Consider the following 17399-nt stretch of genomic DNA (forward strand, 5'->3'; position numbering starts at 1 on the left):
TCCTGCCGAACGGGCGCGATCGTTTACACATGTGACGATGTGTCTACGATCACGTTCGTGACTGCCTTTGCTAAGAGCGAGCGTCATCAACTCGCCGACCTGTTGCTGCGGCTCGGCCCGGACGAGCCGACGCTGTGTGCCGGCTGGACCACCCGCGACCTGGCCGCCCACCTGGTGGTGCGGGAACGCCGGCCCGACTCCGCGATCGGCATGCTGGTGCCGCCGTTGCGGGCCCGCGGCGAGAACATCCGGCTGGCCAAGGCGGCCGAGCCGTTCGAGCGGATCGTGGAGCAGGTGCGCAACCCGCCGTGGTGGAGCCCGGTCAGCAATCCGCTGACCGACGAGCTCGCCAACGGTGGTGAGTTCTTCGTCCACCACGAGGACGTGCGGCGCGGCACCGACGGCTGGGAGCCGCGCGTCCTGGGGGCGGAGCAGGCGGCGGTGCTGTGGCGGAACGCGCGGTTCGCCGGGCGGATGGCCCTGCGCCGGGCCAAGATCCCGGCTCGGGTGGTCGAGTCGAGCGGGCTGGGCGAGTTCACCGTGGGCGACAACCCGCAGGTGACCCTGCGTGGGTCGGCGGGCGAGCTGGCGCTGTTCCTGTTCGGCCGGCAGCGGGCCGCCCGGGTGCAGATCGACGGGCCGGCCGAGCGGATCCGGCAGGCTCGGCTCGGGCTCTGATTGGCCCAACTGGACCCGACGGTATTGGCCCAAACGGTGAGCCAATTACGCCGTACGTTTCGGGTATGAAGCTTTCTGTGGCGCAGGGGACCGCGCTCAGCGTCGGGGCCGTACTCGGCACCGGCGTGATCTCCATGCCCGCCCTCGCGGCCGGCGTGGCCGGACCGGCCTCGCTTGTCGCCTGGCTCGCCCTGATCCTGCTGTCGGCCCCGCTGGCCTGGACGTTCGCGGCGCTCGGCGCCCGGCATCCGGATGGCGGCGGGGTGTCCACCTATGTGCGGCTGGCGTTCGGCCGGCACGCGGCCGCGGCGGTCGGCTGGTGTTTCTACTTCGCGGTGCCGTTCGGCGCGCCGGCCGCGGCCGCGTTCGCCGGTGGTTACGTGGCCGACGTGGTCGGCGGCGGGCGCACCACGGTGCTTGTCACGTTCCTGGCGACGGTCGGGACGGTCTTCGCCTTGAACTGGTTCGGGCTGCGGATCTCCGGCCGGGTGCAGCTGGTGCTGACCGGGGTGCTGGCCGTCCTGCTGCTGATCACCGTGGTGACCGCGCTGCCGCACGCCGACCTCGGCAACCTGACCCCGTTCGCGCCGCACGGCTGGGCCGGCATCGGGGCGGCGGCGGCCGTACTCGTCTGGGGATTCGCCGGGTGGGAGGCGGTCTCGTCGCTGTCGCCGGACTACCGGAATCCGAGGCGGGACGTGCCGCGGGCGACCGTGGCGGCGGTGGTCGTGGTGGGCGGGCTCTATCTCGCGGTCGCGGTGACCAGCGTGCTGGTGCTCGGCCCGGCGCTGGGGGAGAGTTCGGCGCCCCTGGCCGACCTGCTGGCCGTCGGGGTCGGCGGGCCGGTGCGGATCGGCACCGCGGTGGTGGCGGTACTGCTGACCGTCGGCGCGGTGAACGCGTACTTCGCCGGGGCGACCCGGCTCGGCACGGCGCTGGCCCGGGACGGTGCGCTGCCGGCCCGTGCCTTCGGCACCCAGCGGAAGTCGCTGACGTTCCTGCTGGCCGGCAGCCTGGTGTCGGTGGTGCTGCCGATCGCGCTGCACACGTCGATGCTGCTGGTCACCGGGTGTTTCACACTGGTCTACGTGCTCGGCACGGCGGCCGCCCTGCGGTTACTGCCGCGTGGCGCGTCCCGGGCGGGGGCGGCGGTCGCGTTCGTGGCGGTGCTGGTGCTGCTCGTGCTGACCGGGCCGCCGGCGCTGCTGAGCCTGGTGGTGGCGGCCGGCGCGATCGTTTACCAGGCGTGGCGGGCCAGCAGGTCGGCGAAGAGCACCATGGCCTCGTCGATCAGCGCGGAGTCGGCCGCACCGAACCCGAACACGAACCCGGCGTGCGAGGTGGTGTAACCGGCCAGGTCCTCGACGGCCAGGCCGGCCGAGGCGGCCGCGGCGACCACGGGGGCCGCCGATCCGCCTCGCAGCAGCGCGGTCACGTGCAGGCCGGCCGCGGACGGCAGCACCTCCAGGCCGGGCATGGCGGCCAGCGCGGCGACGATCCGGGTGTGCCGCCGGGCGTACTCCTTACCGGCCCGGCGCACGTGCCGGGCCAGCTGTCCGTCGTCGATGAACCGGGCCAGCGCGGCCTGGATCGGCGGCGAGCCGTACCCGTCGCCGAGCTGGCGGGCGGCCGCCAGGGCGTCCCGCAGGCCCGGCGGGACCAGCACGAATCCGGTGCGGATGGACGGCAGCATGCTCTTGGAGAAGGTGCCGGCGTAGAGGACCCGGCCGGCCGTGTCGAGGCTGTAGAGCGGTTCGAGCGGGCGGGCGGAGAACCGGAACTCGCTGTCGTAGTCGTCCTCGACCAGCGCGACCGCCCGGCTGCGGGCCCATTCCAGTAGTTCCCGGCGGCGGGCGAGGCTCATCGGCCGGCCGAGCGGGAACTGGTGCGACGGGGTCGTGTAGACCAGCCGGCAGCCGGCCGGCAGCGCGGTGACGACCAGGCCCTGTTCGTCGACCGGCACCCCGATCACCCGGCAGCCGTGCGCCTCGAACAGCATCCGGGCCTGCGGATAGCCCGGGTCTTCCACCGCCACCACGTCGCCCGGCCGCAGGAGCACCCGGGCGATCAGGTCGAGGGCGTGCTGGGTGCCGTTGGTGATCACGAGGTCGGCCGGGTCGGCGCGCACCGACCGGGAGACGCCGAGGTAGCGGGCGATCGCCGCGCGCAGCGCCGGGTGCCCGGCCGGGGCCGGGTAGGTGCCGGGGCTGTTCGCGCCGAGCCGGATCTCGGCGGCGACCAGGCGCCGCCAGGTGTCGAACGGGAAGAGCGTCGCGTCCGGGATGCCGGTGCGGAAGTCGTAGCGCGGGGCCGGCTGCTCGTCGCCGGTGGGCCGCGGGATCAGCGGCCGGCCCGGTCGGGGCCGGAGCGGGTCGGCCGGGGTGCGCCGGGGCCCGCGCGGGGCCGGGACCTGGGACACGTACGTGCCGGAGCCCACTCGCGCGACCAGGTAGCCCTCGGCGGTCAGGCGTTCGTAGGCGGCCGCCACGCTGCCCCGGGAAACCCCGAGGTCGGTGGCGAGTGCCCGGGTCGGCGGCAGCCGGTGCCCGGCCGGGAGCCGGCCGTCCACGATGGCCGCCCGCAGCGCCCGGTAGACGAGCACGGTCTTCTCGCCGTTGCCGCTCGTCTCCAGGACCAGATCCACCCCACCATTCTGGTATGAGGAAAGCGGTATGCGGTCCAACCCGGGATCGCCACTTACGCTTTTGATCATGCGGAGCGACGGCCGTCGCGCTGCCGGGTCACGAGCCCGTAGACGGCCGTCGGCCGAGCCCTACGGTTGCGAGAATTGCTCGCGGTACATACCTTGCGCTAGGTGACCAAGCCGTTACCGAGCGGGGTTTGACTGGTGAGCACGCTGTGGCGCAATCGCGAATTCAATCTCCTGTGGACGAGCCAGACGCTCTCCGACCTCGGTGGCGCGATCGCGCAGCTCGCGGTGCCGTTGCTGGTGCTCGAGATGACCGGCTCCGCCGTACAGGCCGGGGTGGTCGGCACCGCGGCCCTGGTCGCCAAGCTCGCCGCCCGGCTGCCCGCCGGTGTTCTCGCCGACCGGGTCGACCGCCGCCGGGCCCTGCTCGCCTGCGACAGCGTCCGGCTGCTCGCCTGCCTGCTGCTGGCCGGCATGATCGCGACCGGCCGGGTCAGCCTGGCCGTCATCATCGCGGTGGCCGCGCTCGACGCCATCGGCACCGCCCTGTTCAGCACCGTCGAGTACGCCGCCCTGCGCAGCATCGTCCGGCCCGGCCAGCTGCCCGCCGCGGTGGCCCGCAACGAGGCCCGGGCCTACGGCGCCTCGCTGGCCGGGCCGCCGCTGGGTGGCCTGCTGTTCGGCGTCGCGCCCGCGCTGCCGTTCGTCGGCAACGCGGTGTCCTATCTGTTCTCGCTGTTCGGGATCGCGCTGATCCGGAAGCCGCTGCAGGCGGTCCGGGACACCGATCCGCCCGGGCACGCCGCCGCGCTGGCCGAGGGGTTGCGGTTCGTCTTCACCAACCCGTTCCTGCGGGCCGTGCTGGTGATCGCGGCGCCGCTGAACTTCGCGCTCAACGGGGCGGTCTTCACCATCATCGTCACGCTGCAGCGGCACGACGTACGGCCCGGGGTGATCGGCCTGACCGAGACGATCGTCGGGGCCGGCGGCCTGGCCGGCGCGCTGTTCGCGCCCCGGCTGCTGCGCTGGTTGCCGTTCCCGCCGCTGATCCGGTCGATCTGCTGGGCCTCGGCCGGGGTGCTGGTGGTCAGCGCCTGGCTGACCTCGAGCGTGGCCGCCGCGGTGCCGCTGGCGCTGGCCATCTTCATCGGGCCGGCCTGCAACGCGGCCCTGTTCGGCTATCAGGCCGCGATCACCCCGGACCACCTGCAGGGCCGGGTGCTCAGCGTGATCTTCCTGTCCGCGATGTCGGCGTCGGCCACCGCGCCGCTGCTGGCCGGGGTGGTCGTCTCGGGCTGGGGCAGCCGGGCCGCCCTGCTGATGTTCGCGGTGGCGGTGACCGTGTCGGCGCTGACCGCGAGCCTGGCTGCCGGCATTCGCGACATGAAGCCGATCGACGAGGTCAGCGCCGCCTGGCCAGCTCGGCCCGATCGATGAAGCAGTCGGGGCCGACGGGACGCGTACACGCGTACGCCCCGGCGATGACCGCCTGCCGCAGGCTTTCGTCGTCGCTGTCACCGGCCAGCCAGGCCCGCAGGAAGGCGGCGGCGAAGGCGTCGCCGGCGCCGTTGGTGTCGGCGATCGGCGCGCCCGGGTCGGTGGCCGGTTGGTGCCGGGGGCCCTTTGCTCCGGTTTCTCGGGAGAAGAGCGTGGCGCCCTTCGCGCCGTCGGTGACCAGCACGTGCGACGCCACGCCGTCGGTCAGGATCCGCTCGGCCGCGCCGGCCGCCAGTTGCACCGCGCTGACGAAGACGATGTCCGCCCCGAGTGCGAAGTCGAGGTGGTGGGGGTTCGTCCCGTCCCAGTCGTGGAGGTCGGTCGAGACGGTGACGCCTGCGTTTCGCAAATCGGGCAAAAGGTGCCGGGCGAAGTCGTTGATCGTGAGATGTGCGTGCGAGCTTTCGGATAAAAGGGGCAAATACAACGACGCCGGCAGCCGGTAACCGGGCACGTCCCGGCCGTCGTAGAGGGAGAGGCGGCGCCCGTCCGGGCTCATCAGGTTGACCGCGCGCCGGGTGCCGCCCGGCGAGACGGCGGTGTGCAGGGGAATGCCCCAGGACGCGAAGGCTTCGGCGACCCGCCGCCCGGCGTCGTCGGCGCCGATCGTGTCGGCCACCGTGACCGGCACGCCGAGCGCGTGCAGGGCCAGCGCCACGCACGTGCCGGTGTGCGACACGTCGTCATGGATGGGTCCGGTGGGCCGGGCCGAGTCGGCGCCGAGCACCGGCAGGCCGGCCACCGGGACCACCGTGTCGATTCCGGTACCGCCAACCACAAGCACGCTCATTCTTCCGGACGTTACCGGCTTGTCGGTCGATAGACTCGTCGGTACTAGCCCTCCGGCCGCACTTTCAATACCCTCCGGTAACTAGTACGCAATAAACCCCCAAGTCCCGGTTCGTAAGGCGGCGCCCGATGGCTCTCGACGTTCCCTACCGCTCGATCCCCGACATGTTCTTCAAGCGCGTCGCGGCGACCCCGAACGGTCAGGCGTTCGCGACGCCCACCCCGGACGACTCCGGCATGGTCTGGCACACCTGGTCCGACGTCGGCGAGCGGGCCACCCGCATCGCCGCCGGCCTGCGTTCGCTGGGCGTGGTCCTGGAGGACCGGGTCGCCATCCTGGCCGGCACCAGCTACGAGTGGGTCCTCGCCGACCTCGGCATCAACTGCGCCGGCGCCGCGACCACCACGGTCTACCCGACCACCGAGCCCGAGGACGCGAGTTACATCGTGGCCAACTCGGGTTCCAAGGTGCTGATCGCCGAGACCCCGAAGCAGGCCCTCAAGATCTCCGGGGCCGACACCAGCGTCACCCACGTCGTGCTGATCGAGGGGCAGGCCGACGCCGGCGCCACTCCGCCGCAGCTCACCCTGGCCGAGCTGGAGGAGCGCGGGGCGGCCGCGCTGCGCGACAACCCGAAGCTGATCGACGAGGTGGTTGCGAGCATCGGCCCCGAGCACCTGGCCACCCTGATCTACACCTCCGGCACCACCGGCCGGCCCAAGGGCGTGCAGCTGCTGCACCACGGCTGGACCTGGGAGGGTGTCGCGCAGGAAGACCTCGGCCTGTTCGAGTCCACCGACCTTCAGTACCTGTGGTTGCCGCTGTCCCACTCGTTCGGCAAGACGCTGCTCTGCGGCATCATCCACGTGGGCGTGCCGACCTACGTCGACGGCCGGGTCGACAAGCTTGTCGACATGCTGTCGGTGGTGAAGCCGACGCTGATGTGCGCGGCTCCCCGCATCTTCGAGAAGGTCTACAACAAGACCGTCACCACCGCCCTGGGTGGCGGCGGCGCCAAGGCCAAGATCTTCGGCTGGGCGGTCGGCGTCGGCAAGGAGAAGGTCGCGCTCGAGCAGGCCGGCAAGCCGGTGCCCGGCGGCCTCAAATTGAAATATGGCGTGGCCGAGCGGCTGGTCTTCTCGAAGCTGCAGGAGCGGCTCGGTGGCCGGCTGCGGGTGCTGGTCAGCGGCTCGGCGCCGCTGAGCCGGGACATCGCCGAGTTCTTCGCGGCCGCCAACCTTCCGATCATGGAGGGCTACGGCATGACCGAGTCGAGCGCCGCCAACTTCGTCAACCGGGCCGGCAAGCTCAAGATCGGTACGGTCGGGCAGCCGCTCGGTGACCTGGAGTGCAAGATCGACGCGGACGGCGAGATCCTGCTCCGCGGCGCGCCGGTGATGCGGGGCTACCACGACCTGCCCAAGGAGACCGCCGAGGCGTTCACCGAGGACGGCTTCCTGCGCACCGGGGACATCGGCGAGCTCGACAGCGACGGCTACCTGCGCATCACCGACCGCAAGAAAGACCTGGTCAAGACGTCCGGTGGCAAATACATCGCGCCGTCGGCGATCGAGGGCATGTTCAAGGCCGTCTGCCCGTACACCTCGCAGGCGGTCGTGGTCGGCCAGGCCCGCAACTTCGTCTCGATGCTCATCTCGCTCGACGAGGACGCGATCGTGTCCTGGGCGGCCGGCGGCCCGCTCGACGGCAAAAGCTACGAGGAGATCGTGGCGGCCCCCGAGACCGAGAAGCTCGTCGCCGACTACATCGACGAGCTGAACGGCAAGCTCAACAAGTGGGAGACGGTGAAGAAGTTCGCCATCCTCCCGCGTGACCTGAGCATCGAGGCCGGCGAGATCACGCCGTCGATGAAGATCAAGCGGCGCAGCGTCGAGACCAACTTCTCGGCCGAGATCGACAAGATGTACGCGGGTTCGCTCGCTCAGCTCTGACGCGCATCGGGGGCCGCGAAAGCGGCCCCCGATGAGACAGAGTCAGCGCGCGTAGAACTCGACGACGAGCTGCTCGTCGCACAGCACCGGGATCTCCTTGCGCTCCGGCAGCCGGATCACCGTGGTGCGCAGCTCCTCGAGAGCCGTCGACAGGTACGGCGCGGTCGGCCCGTCCAGGTGCGCGCCGGTCGCGGCGATCTGGAACGGCGGCTTCTGCCGGCTCTTCTCCTTGACCTCCACGACCTGACCCGGCTTGAGCCGGTAGGCCGGCCGGTCCACCTTCTGGCCGTCGACCGTGAAGTGGCCGTGCACGACGAGCTGGCGGGCCTGGTAGATGGTGCGGGCCATGCCGGACCGGACCACCACGGCGTCCAGGCGACGCTCCAGCAGGGTCACCATGGTCTCGCCGGTCTTGCCCTCGGCGCGGTGCGCATCGTCGTACGCCCGCCGCATCTGCGATTCGCTGATGTTGTACTGGTGCCGCAGCCGCTGCTTCTCGAGCAGGCGCACCTGGTAGTCCGAGGTCTTGCGACGGGACCGGCCGTGCACACCCGGCGGGAACGGCCGCTTCTCGAAGTACTTCACGCACTTGGGCGTCAGCGGGATGCCGAGGGCACGGGACAGTTTGGCCTTGGGCCGTGAGTTGTTCATGAAGTCTCCGGAGTCACTTGCGCTTGAGGCCGGTGTTACGGTTAGCCTCACCTTACTAAGGTCAGCCTAACCGGTCGTCGGAGGTACACACCATGCAGCCCAGCCACGCCGAGGTAGCGAGGACGCTCGCCGCCGGGCACCTGCCCGCCGTCGCGCACATCGCCTGCTTCCCCGGGCCGCTCCCGGTTCGGCACGTGACCGACTCGCACGGCCGTGTGCTGCTGCTTTCGCCGGCCGACGGCGCGTTCGCCGCCGCGACGCGACCGCAGCCCGGCACCGACGACACGGCGATGGTGCTCGACATCACCGACGTCCCGCCGATGGCCGGCTCGCCCGCCCTCGGCCGGGTGTGGGTCTCCGGCTGGGTCACCCGCATCGAGGGCGACGAGCTGAAGCGGGCCGTGCTCGACTACGCCGACATCGACGCCACCGGCGACCTGCTCGACGTGGGCGACAGCAAGGTGATGCACCGGATGGACGTCGCCGAGGTGCGTTACGAGCGCAACGAGAAGCTCGTCGACATCGACCCCGACGACTTCGCCGAGGCCACCCCCGACCCGCTGCGGCAGATCGAGTTCGACCTGATCGCCGACCTCGCCGATCACCACCTCGACGAGATGAGCGCCTACGTGCGCCGTCAGCTGGGCAAGTCGTTCCAGCCGAAGAACGAGCCCCAGGTGGTCCGGCTGGACCGCTACGGCTTCATGGTGCGGCTCGACGACAAGCTGGCCCGGCTCGGCTTCCCGCGCCCGGTCACCGACCGGCACGACCTGGCCCACCTGCTGCACCCGGTGCTCTGCCACCGCTGCGGCCACTAACCGAGGGGCTCATCCAGGAACCGCTGCACGTTGGGCCCGATCATGGTGGCCAGCAGCTCCGGGTCGGCGCTGGCGACCGGTTCGATCCGCAGGACATAACGGACCACCATGAGGCCTGCGATCTGCGTCGCCACCAGCGCCGATCGCAGTGGAGCCTCGTCCGGGTCGACGATCAGCTCGCTGACCGCCCGCCGCAGGATCTGGGTGACCACGAACTCGCGCAGCAACCGGGCTGTCCACTCGTTGCTCAGCGCCGAGCGGAACATGGCCAGCGCGGCGGTGCCGGCCGGCGAATCCCACACGCTCAGCGCCATCCGGATCAACCGGACGCCGGCCTCCGCCCGCGGCCCGGCGAGCGCCTGCGGAATCAGCTCGCCCGGGTTGATCGGCGCGTTCATCGCGGCCAGGAAGAGCTTCTCCTTGGTGCCGAAGTAGTGATGCACCAGGGCCGGATCAACTCCGGCGTCGCCGGCGATCCCCCGGATCGAGGCCTTGTCGAACCCCTTCTCGGCGAACGTCTGGCGGGCGGCCTCCAGGATGGACGACTTGGTGTCCTGATTGCCCGGGCGTCGCCCGCTGCGCTTGACCAACCCATTGCTCCTAGGGTGTGCGCCGCCGCAATGTCGCGGCGGCCAGAATCAGCGCCACCACGGCCGCCCCGGCCACAATGGTCACGTCCCGCCACATCGTGGCACCGGCCGAACCGAGGGCGTCCACCGCATAGGTGAGCGGCAGCACGTCGCTGATCGCCTGCAGCCACCCGGCCATCTGCTCCCGCGGCACGAACAACCCGCACAGCAGGATCTGCGGCACGACCACCACCGGCAGGAACTGTACGGCCTGGAACTCGGTGCGGGCGAAAGCACTGCAGAGCAGCCCGATCGCCACTCCCAGCACGGCGTCGACCACCGCGATCAGCAGAATGAGCCCCGCACCGGCCGAGGTATCCAGCCCGAGCAGCCAGTAGGCGACGCCGGTGGCGACCGCCCCCTGCACCACGGCGGCCAGCGAGAACGCCAGGCCGTACCCGAACAGCAGGTCGGTCTTCCGCAGCGGCGTGGTGAGCAGCCGTTCCAGCGTGCCGCTGGTCCGCTCGCGCAGCATCGCGATGCTGGTCACCAGGAACATGATGGTGAACGGGAAGATCCCCAGCATGATCAGGGCGATCCGGTCGAACGCCGGCGGCGTGTCCTGGTACATGAAGTAGAGCAGCGTCAGCAGCAGCGCCGGAACAACCAGCAGCAACGCCACCGTCCGCCGGTCATGCCGCAGCTGCCGCAAAATGCGTGCGGTGGTGGCCAGCGCGATCATGCTGCCCTACCTTGACGAAAAAGCGGAAGACCCAAAACGCGATCATGACACTCGCTTCGCTCGGTCATGCCGCCACCTCCTGCCCCTGCGAACGGATCAGCCGCAGGAACGCTTCCTCGAGGTCGTCGGTCCCGGCCGCGGCCCGGATGGCGGCCGGCGTGTCATCCCCGATGAGCAGCCCGTCGCGAATGAGCAGCAGCCGATCGCAGCGCCCCGCTTCATCCATCACATGGCTGGACACCAGCAGCGTCGTCCCCGCCGCGGCGAGCGCGTGAAAGCGCCCCCACAACTCGGCCCGCAGCACCGGATCCTGCCCCACCGTCGGCTCGTCCAGCACCAGCAGCTGAGGCTGCCCGATCAGGGCGCAGGCGAGCGAGGCCCGGCTGCGCTGCCCACCGGACAGATTCCCGACGAGCTGCCCGGACGCGTCCTTCAACCCGACGTCGGCGACGGCCTGGTCGGCTGCTGCCGCGCCGAGCCCGTAGAGCGAGGCGAAATATCGGGCGTTCTCCCGCACCGACAGATCCGCGTAGACGCTGGGCGCCTGCGTCACATAGCCGACGCTGCGGCGCAGCGCCGCACTCCCGGCCGGCTGCCCAAGAACGGTGACGCTCCCGGACTTGACGATCTGCACCCCGACGACCGCCCGGATCAGCGTCGTCTTCCCACTCCCGCTGGGCCCGAGAAGCCCGGTCACACTCCCCGCCGGCACCACACAGCTGATCCCGTGCAACACCCGCCGTCGACCCCGCTCCACCACGAGATCGCGCACTTCGATCATCACAGCCTCCGATTTCATCAAGCGATGAGTTCAACGCTAGATGAATTCCTTCAAGACCAGAAGCCCCCAGATGTACGCCCTACGAAAAGTCCCGAATCCAGCGCCCGGCCAGGCGGCCCCTCCAGGCCGTCGCGAGCTACCGGCGGCCCGGCCCGGCCCCAACCGCCCGCCTCCGGCGGACGGCTCAGGCCCGCAGGTTCTCGATCGCTACGTCCAGGGCGGCCTCGAGGTGGGTTATCTGGCCGGTGCCCAGGAAGACGACCACGCCGCCCTGGATGCCGGCGATCAGGGCGGCGGCGGTGCGGTCGGGGTCCAGGGTGGGGGCGATCTCGCCGGCCGACTGCATGTGCTTGATGCCGGTGACCAGGGCCTGCTGCCACTGGCGGATCAGCTCGGTGGTCACCGCGCGGGCGCCGGGGGAGCGGCCGCTCATCTGGCCGAGCAGGGAGTTGAGCGGGCATTCCGGGCCCTGGGCCAGGTAGCGCCGCACCACGCTGTCGCGCCAGGCCTGCCAGGCCGGCCACGAGGTCAGGTCGCCCAGCATCGGCTGCTGGTCGGCCAGGACCTGGTCGGCCTCGTGCTGGGCCACCGCCAGCAGCAGCTCTTCCTTGCCGCCGGGGAAGTAGTGGAACAGCTGGCTCTTGCTGGTGCTGGTGTGGGCCATCACGTCCTCGAGCCGGGTGGCGGCCGCGCCGCGCTCGCGGATCTCGGCGGCCGCGCCGGTGACGATGCGCTTGCGGGTCTCTTCGCCCTTGCGGGTCAGGACGGTCATGGGGGCCTCCGGCTTCTGGACTTGCGGGTCCAATTTTAGCGACGCATCGTGGGCCGCGAGAGCCACGAACGGAGAAAATCATGAGCACTTCCCTGGCCGGCAAGATGGCCCTGGTCACCGGTTCCACCGACGGCATCGGCGCGGCCATCGCCCGCACCCTGGCCGACGCCGGCGCGCACGTGGTGGTGAGCGGCCGCGACACCGCCCGCGGCGAGAAAGTGGTGGCCGGCATCGCCGAGCGCGGCGGCCGCGCCACCTTCGTCCGGGCCGACCTGGCCGAGGGCGGGCCGGCCGTGCGGGCCCTGGCCGAGGCGGCCGGGCCGGTCGACATCCTGGTCAACAACGCCGCGATGCTGATCACCCCGGCGCCGACCGCGGACGTCGACGAGGAACTGATCGACCGGGCGCTGGCCACCAACGTGAAGGCGGCGTTCCTGCTGACCGGCGCGATCGCCCCGGCGATGGCCGCGCGCGGCGGCGGGGCGATCGTCAACATGGGCTCGGTCAACGGCTTCGGCGGGACGGCCCACTCGGCCCTCTACAGCGTCACCAAGGCCGCCGTCCACTCGCTGACCATGTCGTTCGCCGACGAGTACGCGTCGCAGGGCGTCCGGGTCAACGCCGTCGCCCCCGGCCCGACGATGACCGAGAAGGTCACCGGGATGGGCGCGCACATCACCGACATGGTGGCCCGCTTCCCGTCCCGGCGGGCCAACACCCCGGACGAGGTCGCCAAGGCCGTGCTGTTCCTGGCCGGTGACGACGCCGCGAACATCCACGGCGCCGTCCTGCCGGTCGACGGCGGTGCCACCGCCAGAGCGCTCTAGAGCGCGAGGATGCGGTCGAGGAATTCGCGGTAACCGCGCATCGCCATCCGCATGCTCTCGGTGTCGGGGCTCGCGTTGCCGCGCAGCGGGTCCAGCTCGTCGCGCTCGGCCAGCAGCGCCTCGGTCAGCTCGTTGACCGCGTCGGTGAGCAGGTCGTGCGCGCGGGTCAGGGCCCGCTCCGGGTCGTCGACGAACTCGGCCTTCACCTCGTGCCAGGCGGCCCGGAAGTGGCGGGTGGCGTCGTCGTCCCAGAAGGCGATGTGCCCGGCCTCGACGTCGCCGGGGCGCAGCGGCTGGTCCTCGGCCGGGGAGTCCTGGTCGTCGTCCGGGTCGGGCGCGGCGCGGCGTCCGCGGCGGACCGGCTCGACGTCCTCGAGGCTGGCCGACCGGCGCGGCGACGGCGCGTGCAGGGCGCTGTCGTCCTCCCACGGCCGGCGGATGGCCTGGTCCTCGGCGATCCGGGCGGCGGCGACGGCCGCGATGGCCTCGGCCGCGGACGGCTTGAGCAGCTCGGACGGCTTGAGCAGCTCGGCCGGCTCGCGCTTCTCGACCGGCGGGGCGGCCGGTCCGGCCGGCGCGATCGGCGGGCCGACGGGCGTGCCGACCGCGGCGGCGGACGGCGGGGTCACGGTCGGCCGGAGGCGGTCACTGTCGACAGCCGGTTTCGCCGACACCGGCGCATTCGCCGCCGGGGCGGGTGAGCCTGGGGCCAGTGAGCTCGGGGTCAGCGAACCCGGGGTCAGTGAGCTCGGGGCCGGGGACAGCGGGGCCGGTGGGCGTGGCGCCGGGGACAGCGGGGGCGGAGCCGGCGAGCGCGGGGCCGAAGCGAGCGGGGCCGGCGAGAGCGGGGCCAGCGGCGAGGCGGAACCCCGGGGCGCGGGCACACCGGAGACCGGGCCGGAAGTCGGGTCGGGCAGCGCGGGCACATAGGACGGCGGCTGGCCGTACGCCGGTGGGTGGAAACCGGGGGAGACCGGCGCGGCCGAGACCGGCGCGCCGGAGGTCGGGTTGACCACCGGGTGCGTCGAGGTCGGCACGGACGCCCAGCCGGTCGCCTGGCGGCGCGCCTCGGGCGCGGCCGGCTCGGCGTTCTCGGCGGGGTCGCGGCGGCGGCCCTCGGGACCGTCCGCGGCGGGTACGGAGTCCACGGGAACCGTGAAACCGGGAACGCCGGCCCGTCCGTTCATGTCAACACGCCCGTTCTCGTCGGTTGCTTCAGCCGAATCCGTCTTCGCGGCCGGCTCGCCCGCCGCCGGGCCGTCCACAGTAGACGGCTCGTCGTCCGGGTGCTTCATCCGTCCGTTCAGTTCCGGGCCACCGTGCCCGTTGCCACCGTGCCCGTTCAAGCCGGGTCGTGGCTCGTCGCCGGTGTTGCGCCCACCGAACAGGAACCGGCCGTTGCGCCCGCTCAACCCGAAGCCACCGAACGCGCCGGTGTCCCGGTCCCACGGATTAGCTCGCCGAGACTCTACGTCCTGAGCTGCGTCTTCGTCGGTGTCCGACGCGCCGGAGTGATCTGGATCGCCCCCCGGAGAGTCGTGCTGGCCACCGGCGTCCGACACCGGCCGCGCACCCGGCCCGCCGCGGGCGGCAGCGGCCGAGCCGCCCTGGACCGGCCCGTTCGAGACCGGGGCGGAGCCACTCGTGGCAGAGGTCGGCGAGGCCGGTCCGTCCGGCTTGGGTCCCTCCGGTGCCGGGCCACCCACGGGCGGCCGGGCCGCCGCGAACGGCGACGCCGGAGCGACCCCGCCGTGCTGGCCCGGACCGAGCGCGATCGGATTGCCGTGCACCGGCCCGGGCGGCTGGGAAAGAGGCGGCTGGGAAAGGGGCGGCGGGGGAAGGAACAGACCGGCGTTCTCCTCGGTGCGCCGCGAACCGAGCGCGACCATCTCAGGTTCACCCGGAAGGACTACCGAAATTTCGGGCTGCTCGGCGGTGTCGGCCGGGTCCCCGGCATCCCGATGGACCGGCCAGAAGCGGGACAGCCCGCGTGATGACCGGTTGTTGTCGGGGCTGGACGTCGGCTCCATCGGTGTAAGACTCCCGTCGCGAGGCTGCCCCACCCGCGCCCGTGAGCTGCGCGGACCCATATCCGGCGGGCAGGCACCCGCGCCCTGGGCCGGGCGCGGCGCTTGACGACGGTACCGTCCCCGGCGTCCCGGCACATCCCCTGTGCCCGGATCGTGGCCGCGTCGCGGGGCCGATCCGGGGCGGGCTCGGCCCGCGGTGGACAATCGGTGTCGTGGCAGTGAAGACCGACCTCGATCCGGCCATCGCGGCGCGCCTCAAGCGCACCCCCGACGGCCTCGTCGCCGCGATCGTGCGCGAGCACGACACCGGCGACGTGCTCATGCTCGGCTGGATGGACGACGAGGCGCTGCATCGCACGCTGACCACCGGCCGGGCCACCTACTGGTCGCGCAGCCGCCAGGAGTACTGGGTGAAGGGCGCCACCTCCGGCCACCACCAGTACGTGAAGTCGGTCGCCCTGGACTGCGACGGCGACGCGCTGCTGGTCACCGTCGAGCAGGTCGGCGCGGCCTGCCACACCGGCGAACACACGTGTTTCCACACCGAGCTGCCGGTGACCGGCGGGGAGCGACGATGACCAGCGGTGCGGTCCGGCCCGACGAGGCGGAATTCCTGCGGCAGCGGCGCCGGGTGGTCCCGGTGACCCGGCGGCTGCTCGCCGACGGCGAGACCCCGGTCGGCGTCTACACGAAGCTGGCCGGCGGCCCCGGCACCTTCCTCCTGGAATCGGCCGAGCAGGGTGCTGGCCCGTCCGGCGCGGCCTGGTCGCGCTACTCGTTCATCGGCGTGCGCAGCGCCGCCACCCTGGTCGAGCGGGACGGCTCGGCGCACTGGCTGGGCACCCCGCCGGCCGGCGTGCCGACCGGCGGCGACCCGGTCACCGTGCTGCGCGAGACGGTCGCGGCCCTGGCCGACGGCCCGGTCGCCGAGGGCCTGCCGCCGCTGACCGGCGGCATGGTGGGCTATCTGAGCTATGACCTGGTACGCCGTTTCGAACGGTTGCCGGCCACCGCCGTCGACGACCTGCCCCTGCCCGAGCTGGGCATGATGCTCGCCACCGACCTGGTGGTGCTCGACCACTACGACGGCTCGGCGATCCTGGTGGCGAACGCCGTGGTGGGCGAGGACGCGGGCGACGCCGAGCGGCTCGCGGCGTACCACAACGCGGTCGGCCGGCTCGACGCGATGACCACCGCGCTGTCCCGCCCGACCCCGCCGATGATCTCCACGGTGGACCGCCGCCCGGCCGGCGAGCCGGTCAGCCGCACCGCCCCCGGTGAATATCAGAAGGCGGTCGAGGAGGCCAAGGAGGCGATCCGGGCCGGCGAGTGCTTCCAGATCGTGGTGGCGCAGCGCTTCGAGCGCCCCACCGACGCCAACCCGCTCGACGTGTACCGGGTGCTGCGGGCGACCAACCCCAGCCCGTACATGTATCTGTTGCGGTTTGATGATTTTGACATTGTCGGGTCCTCGCCGGAGGCGCACCTCAAGGTCAACAGCGACGAGCAAGGAGTACGGCGGGCGCTGCTGCACCCGATCGCCGGCACCCGCTGGCGCGGCGCCACCCCCGAGCAGGACGCCGCGCTCGCCGCCGAGTTGCTGGCCGACCCGAAGGAACGCTCCGAGCACGTGATGCTTGTCGACCTGGGCCGCAACGACCTGGGCCGGGTGTGCAAGCCCGGCACGGTCGAGGTGCCGGAGTTCGCCCGCATCGAGCGGTACAGCCACGTCATGCACATCGTCTCCACGGTGACCGGCGAGCTGCGCGACGACCAGAGCACCTTCGACGCGCTGGCTGCGACGTTCCCGGCCGGCACTCTTTCCGGCGCGCCCAAGGTCCGGGCCATGGAGATCATCGAGGAGCTGGAGCCGACCCGCCGCGGCCTCTACGGCGGCACGGTCGGCTACTTCGGCTTCGCCGGCGACATGGACATGGCGATCGCGATCCGCACCGCGCTGCTCAAGGACGGCGTCGCCTACGTGGGCGCCGGCGCCGGCATCGTGGCCGATTCGGATCCAGCCGCGGAAGAGACCGAGACCCGCAACAAGGCGGCCGCTGTGCTGGCCGCCATCGCCTCGGCGGAAACCCTGCGCGCCGCGCGATGAACAACCGCCGGACGTACGTCCTGACCCTGCTGGCCGCGCTGGCCGGGTCGGCGCTGGCGCTGTACGCGATCACCCGCACCTGGTCGATCCAGCTGACCCCGCGAACCGGCCTGTCCGACCTGCGCGAGGCCCACACCGGCACCGACCGCGAACCGTGGGTGACCGGCCTGGCCGTGGTCGCGCTGGCCGGCACGGGCGCGCTGCTGGCCACCGCCGGCTGGGTCCGCCGCGCCCTGGGCGCGTTGCTGGCCCTGGCCGGCGCGGGCGTGGCAGCCGGCGCGATCCTCGGCCGAGCCGGCCTCGACCCCGGCTCGGCGGGCGCCGCCGGCACGATCTGGCCGATCGCCTGCGCCATCGGCGGCGTGATCATCGTCCTGGGCGGCCTGACCGCCTTCACCCAGGGCCACCGCTGGCCCGGCATGTCAGCCCGCTACGACCGCAAACCAGCCGCCCCGGAACGCCCCTCGGTAGCCGCCGACAACCGAGCCGCCTGGGACGCCCTGGACCGAGGCGACGACCCAACCGACTAACCCGC

At 72.1% G+C, this 17399-nt stretch carries 17 protein-coding genes; 9 read left to right on the top strand and 8 right to left on the bottom strand.

Annotated elements, in window-relative coordinates:
* Positions 1-57: 57 nt before the first annotated feature.
* Both Ate02nite_RS19840 and Ate02nite_RS19845 read left to right on the top strand, forming a co-directional pair.
* Positions 58-678 (top strand): TIGR03085 family metal-binding protein, encoded by a 621-nt coding sequence (locus Ate02nite_RS19840; protein WP_203807614.1) that lies wholly within the window; start codon positions 58-60, stop codon positions 676-678.
* A 65-nt stretch (positions 679-743) separates the two neighbouring features.
* The gene (locus tag Ate02nite_RS19845) at positions 744-2027 is read left to right on the top strand and encodes an APC family permease (RefSeq protein WP_203807616.1); all 1284 of its coding nucleotides are present in this window, start codon (positions 744-746) and stop codon (positions 2025-2027) included.
* On the opposite strand, the gene pdxR is transcribed toward Ate02nite_RS19845, so the two are convergent.
* On the bottom strand, positions 1916-3322 hold the full coding sequence (pdxR, locus tag Ate02nite_RS19850) for a MocR-like pyridoxine biosynthesis transcription factor PdxR (protein WP_203807618.1): 1407 nt from the start codon (positions 3320-3322) through the stop codon (positions 1916-1918). The genes Ate02nite_RS19845 and pdxR overlap by 112 nt on opposite strands.
* Before the next feature lie 204 nt (positions 3323-3526).
* Here pdxR and Ate02nite_RS19855 point away from each other — a divergent pair, with 204 nt between their 5' ends.
* On the top strand, positions 3527-4765 hold the full coding sequence (locus Ate02nite_RS19855; RefSeq protein ID WP_203807620.1) for an MFS transporter: 1239 nt from the start codon (positions 3527-3529) through the stop codon (positions 4763-4765).
* On the opposite strand, the gene Ate02nite_RS19860 is transcribed toward Ate02nite_RS19855, so the two are convergent.
* Complete coding sequence (locus Ate02nite_RS19860; protein ID WP_203807622.1) at positions 4731-5615, bottom strand: carbohydrate kinase family protein; 885 nt, start codon at positions 5613-5615, stop codon at positions 4731-4733. The two genes, Ate02nite_RS19855 and Ate02nite_RS19860, sit on opposite strands and share 35 nt — an antisense overlap.
* A gap of 128 nt (positions 5616-5743) precedes the next feature.
* On the opposite strand from Ate02nite_RS19860, the gene Ate02nite_RS19865 reads away from it, so the two are divergent.
* Positions 5744-7567, top strand: coding sequence for an AMP-dependent synthetase/ligase (locus Ate02nite_RS19865; RefSeq protein WP_203807624.1), 1824 nt, complete (start codon positions 5744-5746; stop codon positions 7565-7567).
* Positions 7568-7609: 42 nt separating this feature from the next.
* Here the strand turns inward: Ate02nite_RS19865 and rpsD are convergent, their stop codons facing one another.
* Complete coding sequence (gene rpsD, locus Ate02nite_RS19870; protein ID WP_203807626.1) at positions 7610-8218, bottom strand: 30S ribosomal protein S4; 609 nt, start codon at positions 8216-8218, stop codon at positions 7610-7612.
* 92 nt (positions 8219-8310) lie between these two features.
* Between rpsD and Ate02nite_RS19875 the strand changes: the two genes are divergently transcribed.
* Positions 8311-9036 (top strand): DUF2470 domain-containing protein, encoded by a 726-nt coding sequence (locus Ate02nite_RS19875; protein WP_203807628.1) that lies wholly within the window; start codon positions 8311-8313, stop codon positions 9034-9036.
* On the opposite strand, the gene Ate02nite_RS19880 is transcribed toward Ate02nite_RS19875, so the two are convergent.
* The 4 genes from Ate02nite_RS19880 to Ate02nite_RS19895 all read right to left on the bottom strand — a co-directional run bounded on the left by Ate02nite_RS19880 (position 9033) and on the right by Ate02nite_RS19895 (position 11900).
* Positions 9033-9626 carry a TetR/AcrR family transcriptional regulator gene (locus tag Ate02nite_RS19880; RefSeq protein ID WP_203807631.1) on the bottom strand — a complete coding sequence of 198 codons (594 nt, stop codon included), beginning with the start codon at positions 9624-9626 and terminating at the stop codon, positions 9033-9035. The genes Ate02nite_RS19875 and Ate02nite_RS19880 overlap by 4 nt on opposite strands.
* A 10-nt stretch (positions 9627-9636) precedes the next feature.
* The gene (locus Ate02nite_RS19885; RefSeq protein ID WP_203807633.1) at positions 9637-10347 is read right to left on the bottom strand and encodes an ABC transporter permease; all 711 of its coding nucleotides are present in this window, start codon (positions 10345-10347) and stop codon (positions 9637-9639) included.
* Between the two features lie 64 nt (positions 10348-10411).
* Positions 10412-11128 carry an ABC transporter ATP-binding protein gene (locus Ate02nite_RS19890; RefSeq protein WP_239147527.1) on the bottom strand — a complete coding sequence of 239 codons (717 nt, stop codon included), beginning with the start codon at positions 11126-11128 and terminating at the stop codon, positions 10412-10414.
* A 184-nt stretch (positions 11129-11312) separates the two neighbouring features.
* On the bottom strand, positions 11313-11900 hold the full coding sequence (locus Ate02nite_RS19895; protein ID WP_203807637.1) for a TetR/AcrR family transcriptional regulator: 588 nt from the start codon (positions 11898-11900) through the stop codon (positions 11313-11315).
* 80 nt (positions 11901-11980) lie between these two features.
* Here Ate02nite_RS19895 and Ate02nite_RS19900 point away from each other — a divergent pair, with 80 nt between their 5' ends.
* Complete coding sequence (locus Ate02nite_RS19900) at positions 11981-12727, top strand: SDR family NAD(P)-dependent oxidoreductase (protein ID WP_203807639.1); 747 nt, start codon at positions 11981-11983, stop codon at positions 12725-12727.
* Here Ate02nite_RS19900 and Ate02nite_RS19905 read toward each other — a convergent pair.
* Entirely contained in the window at positions 12724-14757 is a 2034-nt protein-coding gene (locus Ate02nite_RS19905; protein WP_203807640.1) for a hypothetical protein, read from the bottom strand. The genes Ate02nite_RS19900 and Ate02nite_RS19905 overlap by 4 nt on opposite strands.
* Before the next feature lie 212 nt (positions 14758-14969).
* Here Ate02nite_RS19905 and hisI point away from each other — a divergent pair, with 212 nt between their 5' ends.
* From hisI to Ate02nite_RS19920, 3 genes are read left to right on the top strand one after another with little or no spacing between them, the layout of a single operon-like run.
* Positions 14970-15335 carry a phosphoribosyl-AMP cyclohydrolase gene (gene hisI, locus Ate02nite_RS19910; protein WP_307873285.1) on the top strand — a complete coding sequence of 122 codons (366 nt, stop codon included), beginning with the start codon at positions 14970-14972 and terminating at the stop codon, positions 15333-15335.
* On the top strand, positions 15332-16864 hold the full coding sequence (locus Ate02nite_RS19915) for an anthranilate synthase component I (protein ID WP_203807642.1): 1533 nt from the start codon (positions 15332-15334) through the stop codon (positions 16862-16864). Before hisI ends, Ate02nite_RS19915 begins: the two co-directional genes overlap by 4 nt.
* Positions 16861-17394: a Trp biosynthesis-associated membrane protein gene (locus tag Ate02nite_RS19920; protein WP_203807644.1), complete on the top strand. Its 534-nt coding sequence runs from the start codon at positions 16861-16863 to the stop codon at positions 17392-17394. Before Ate02nite_RS19915 ends, Ate02nite_RS19920 begins: the two co-directional genes overlap by 4 nt.
* Positions 17395-17399: the final 5 nt, after the last annotated feature.

It is taken from the genome of Paractinoplanes tereljensis, assembly GCF_016862435.1.
Lineage (GTDB): Bacteria > Actinomycetota > Actinomycetes > Mycobacteriales > Micromonosporaceae > Actinoplanes > Actinoplanes tereljensis.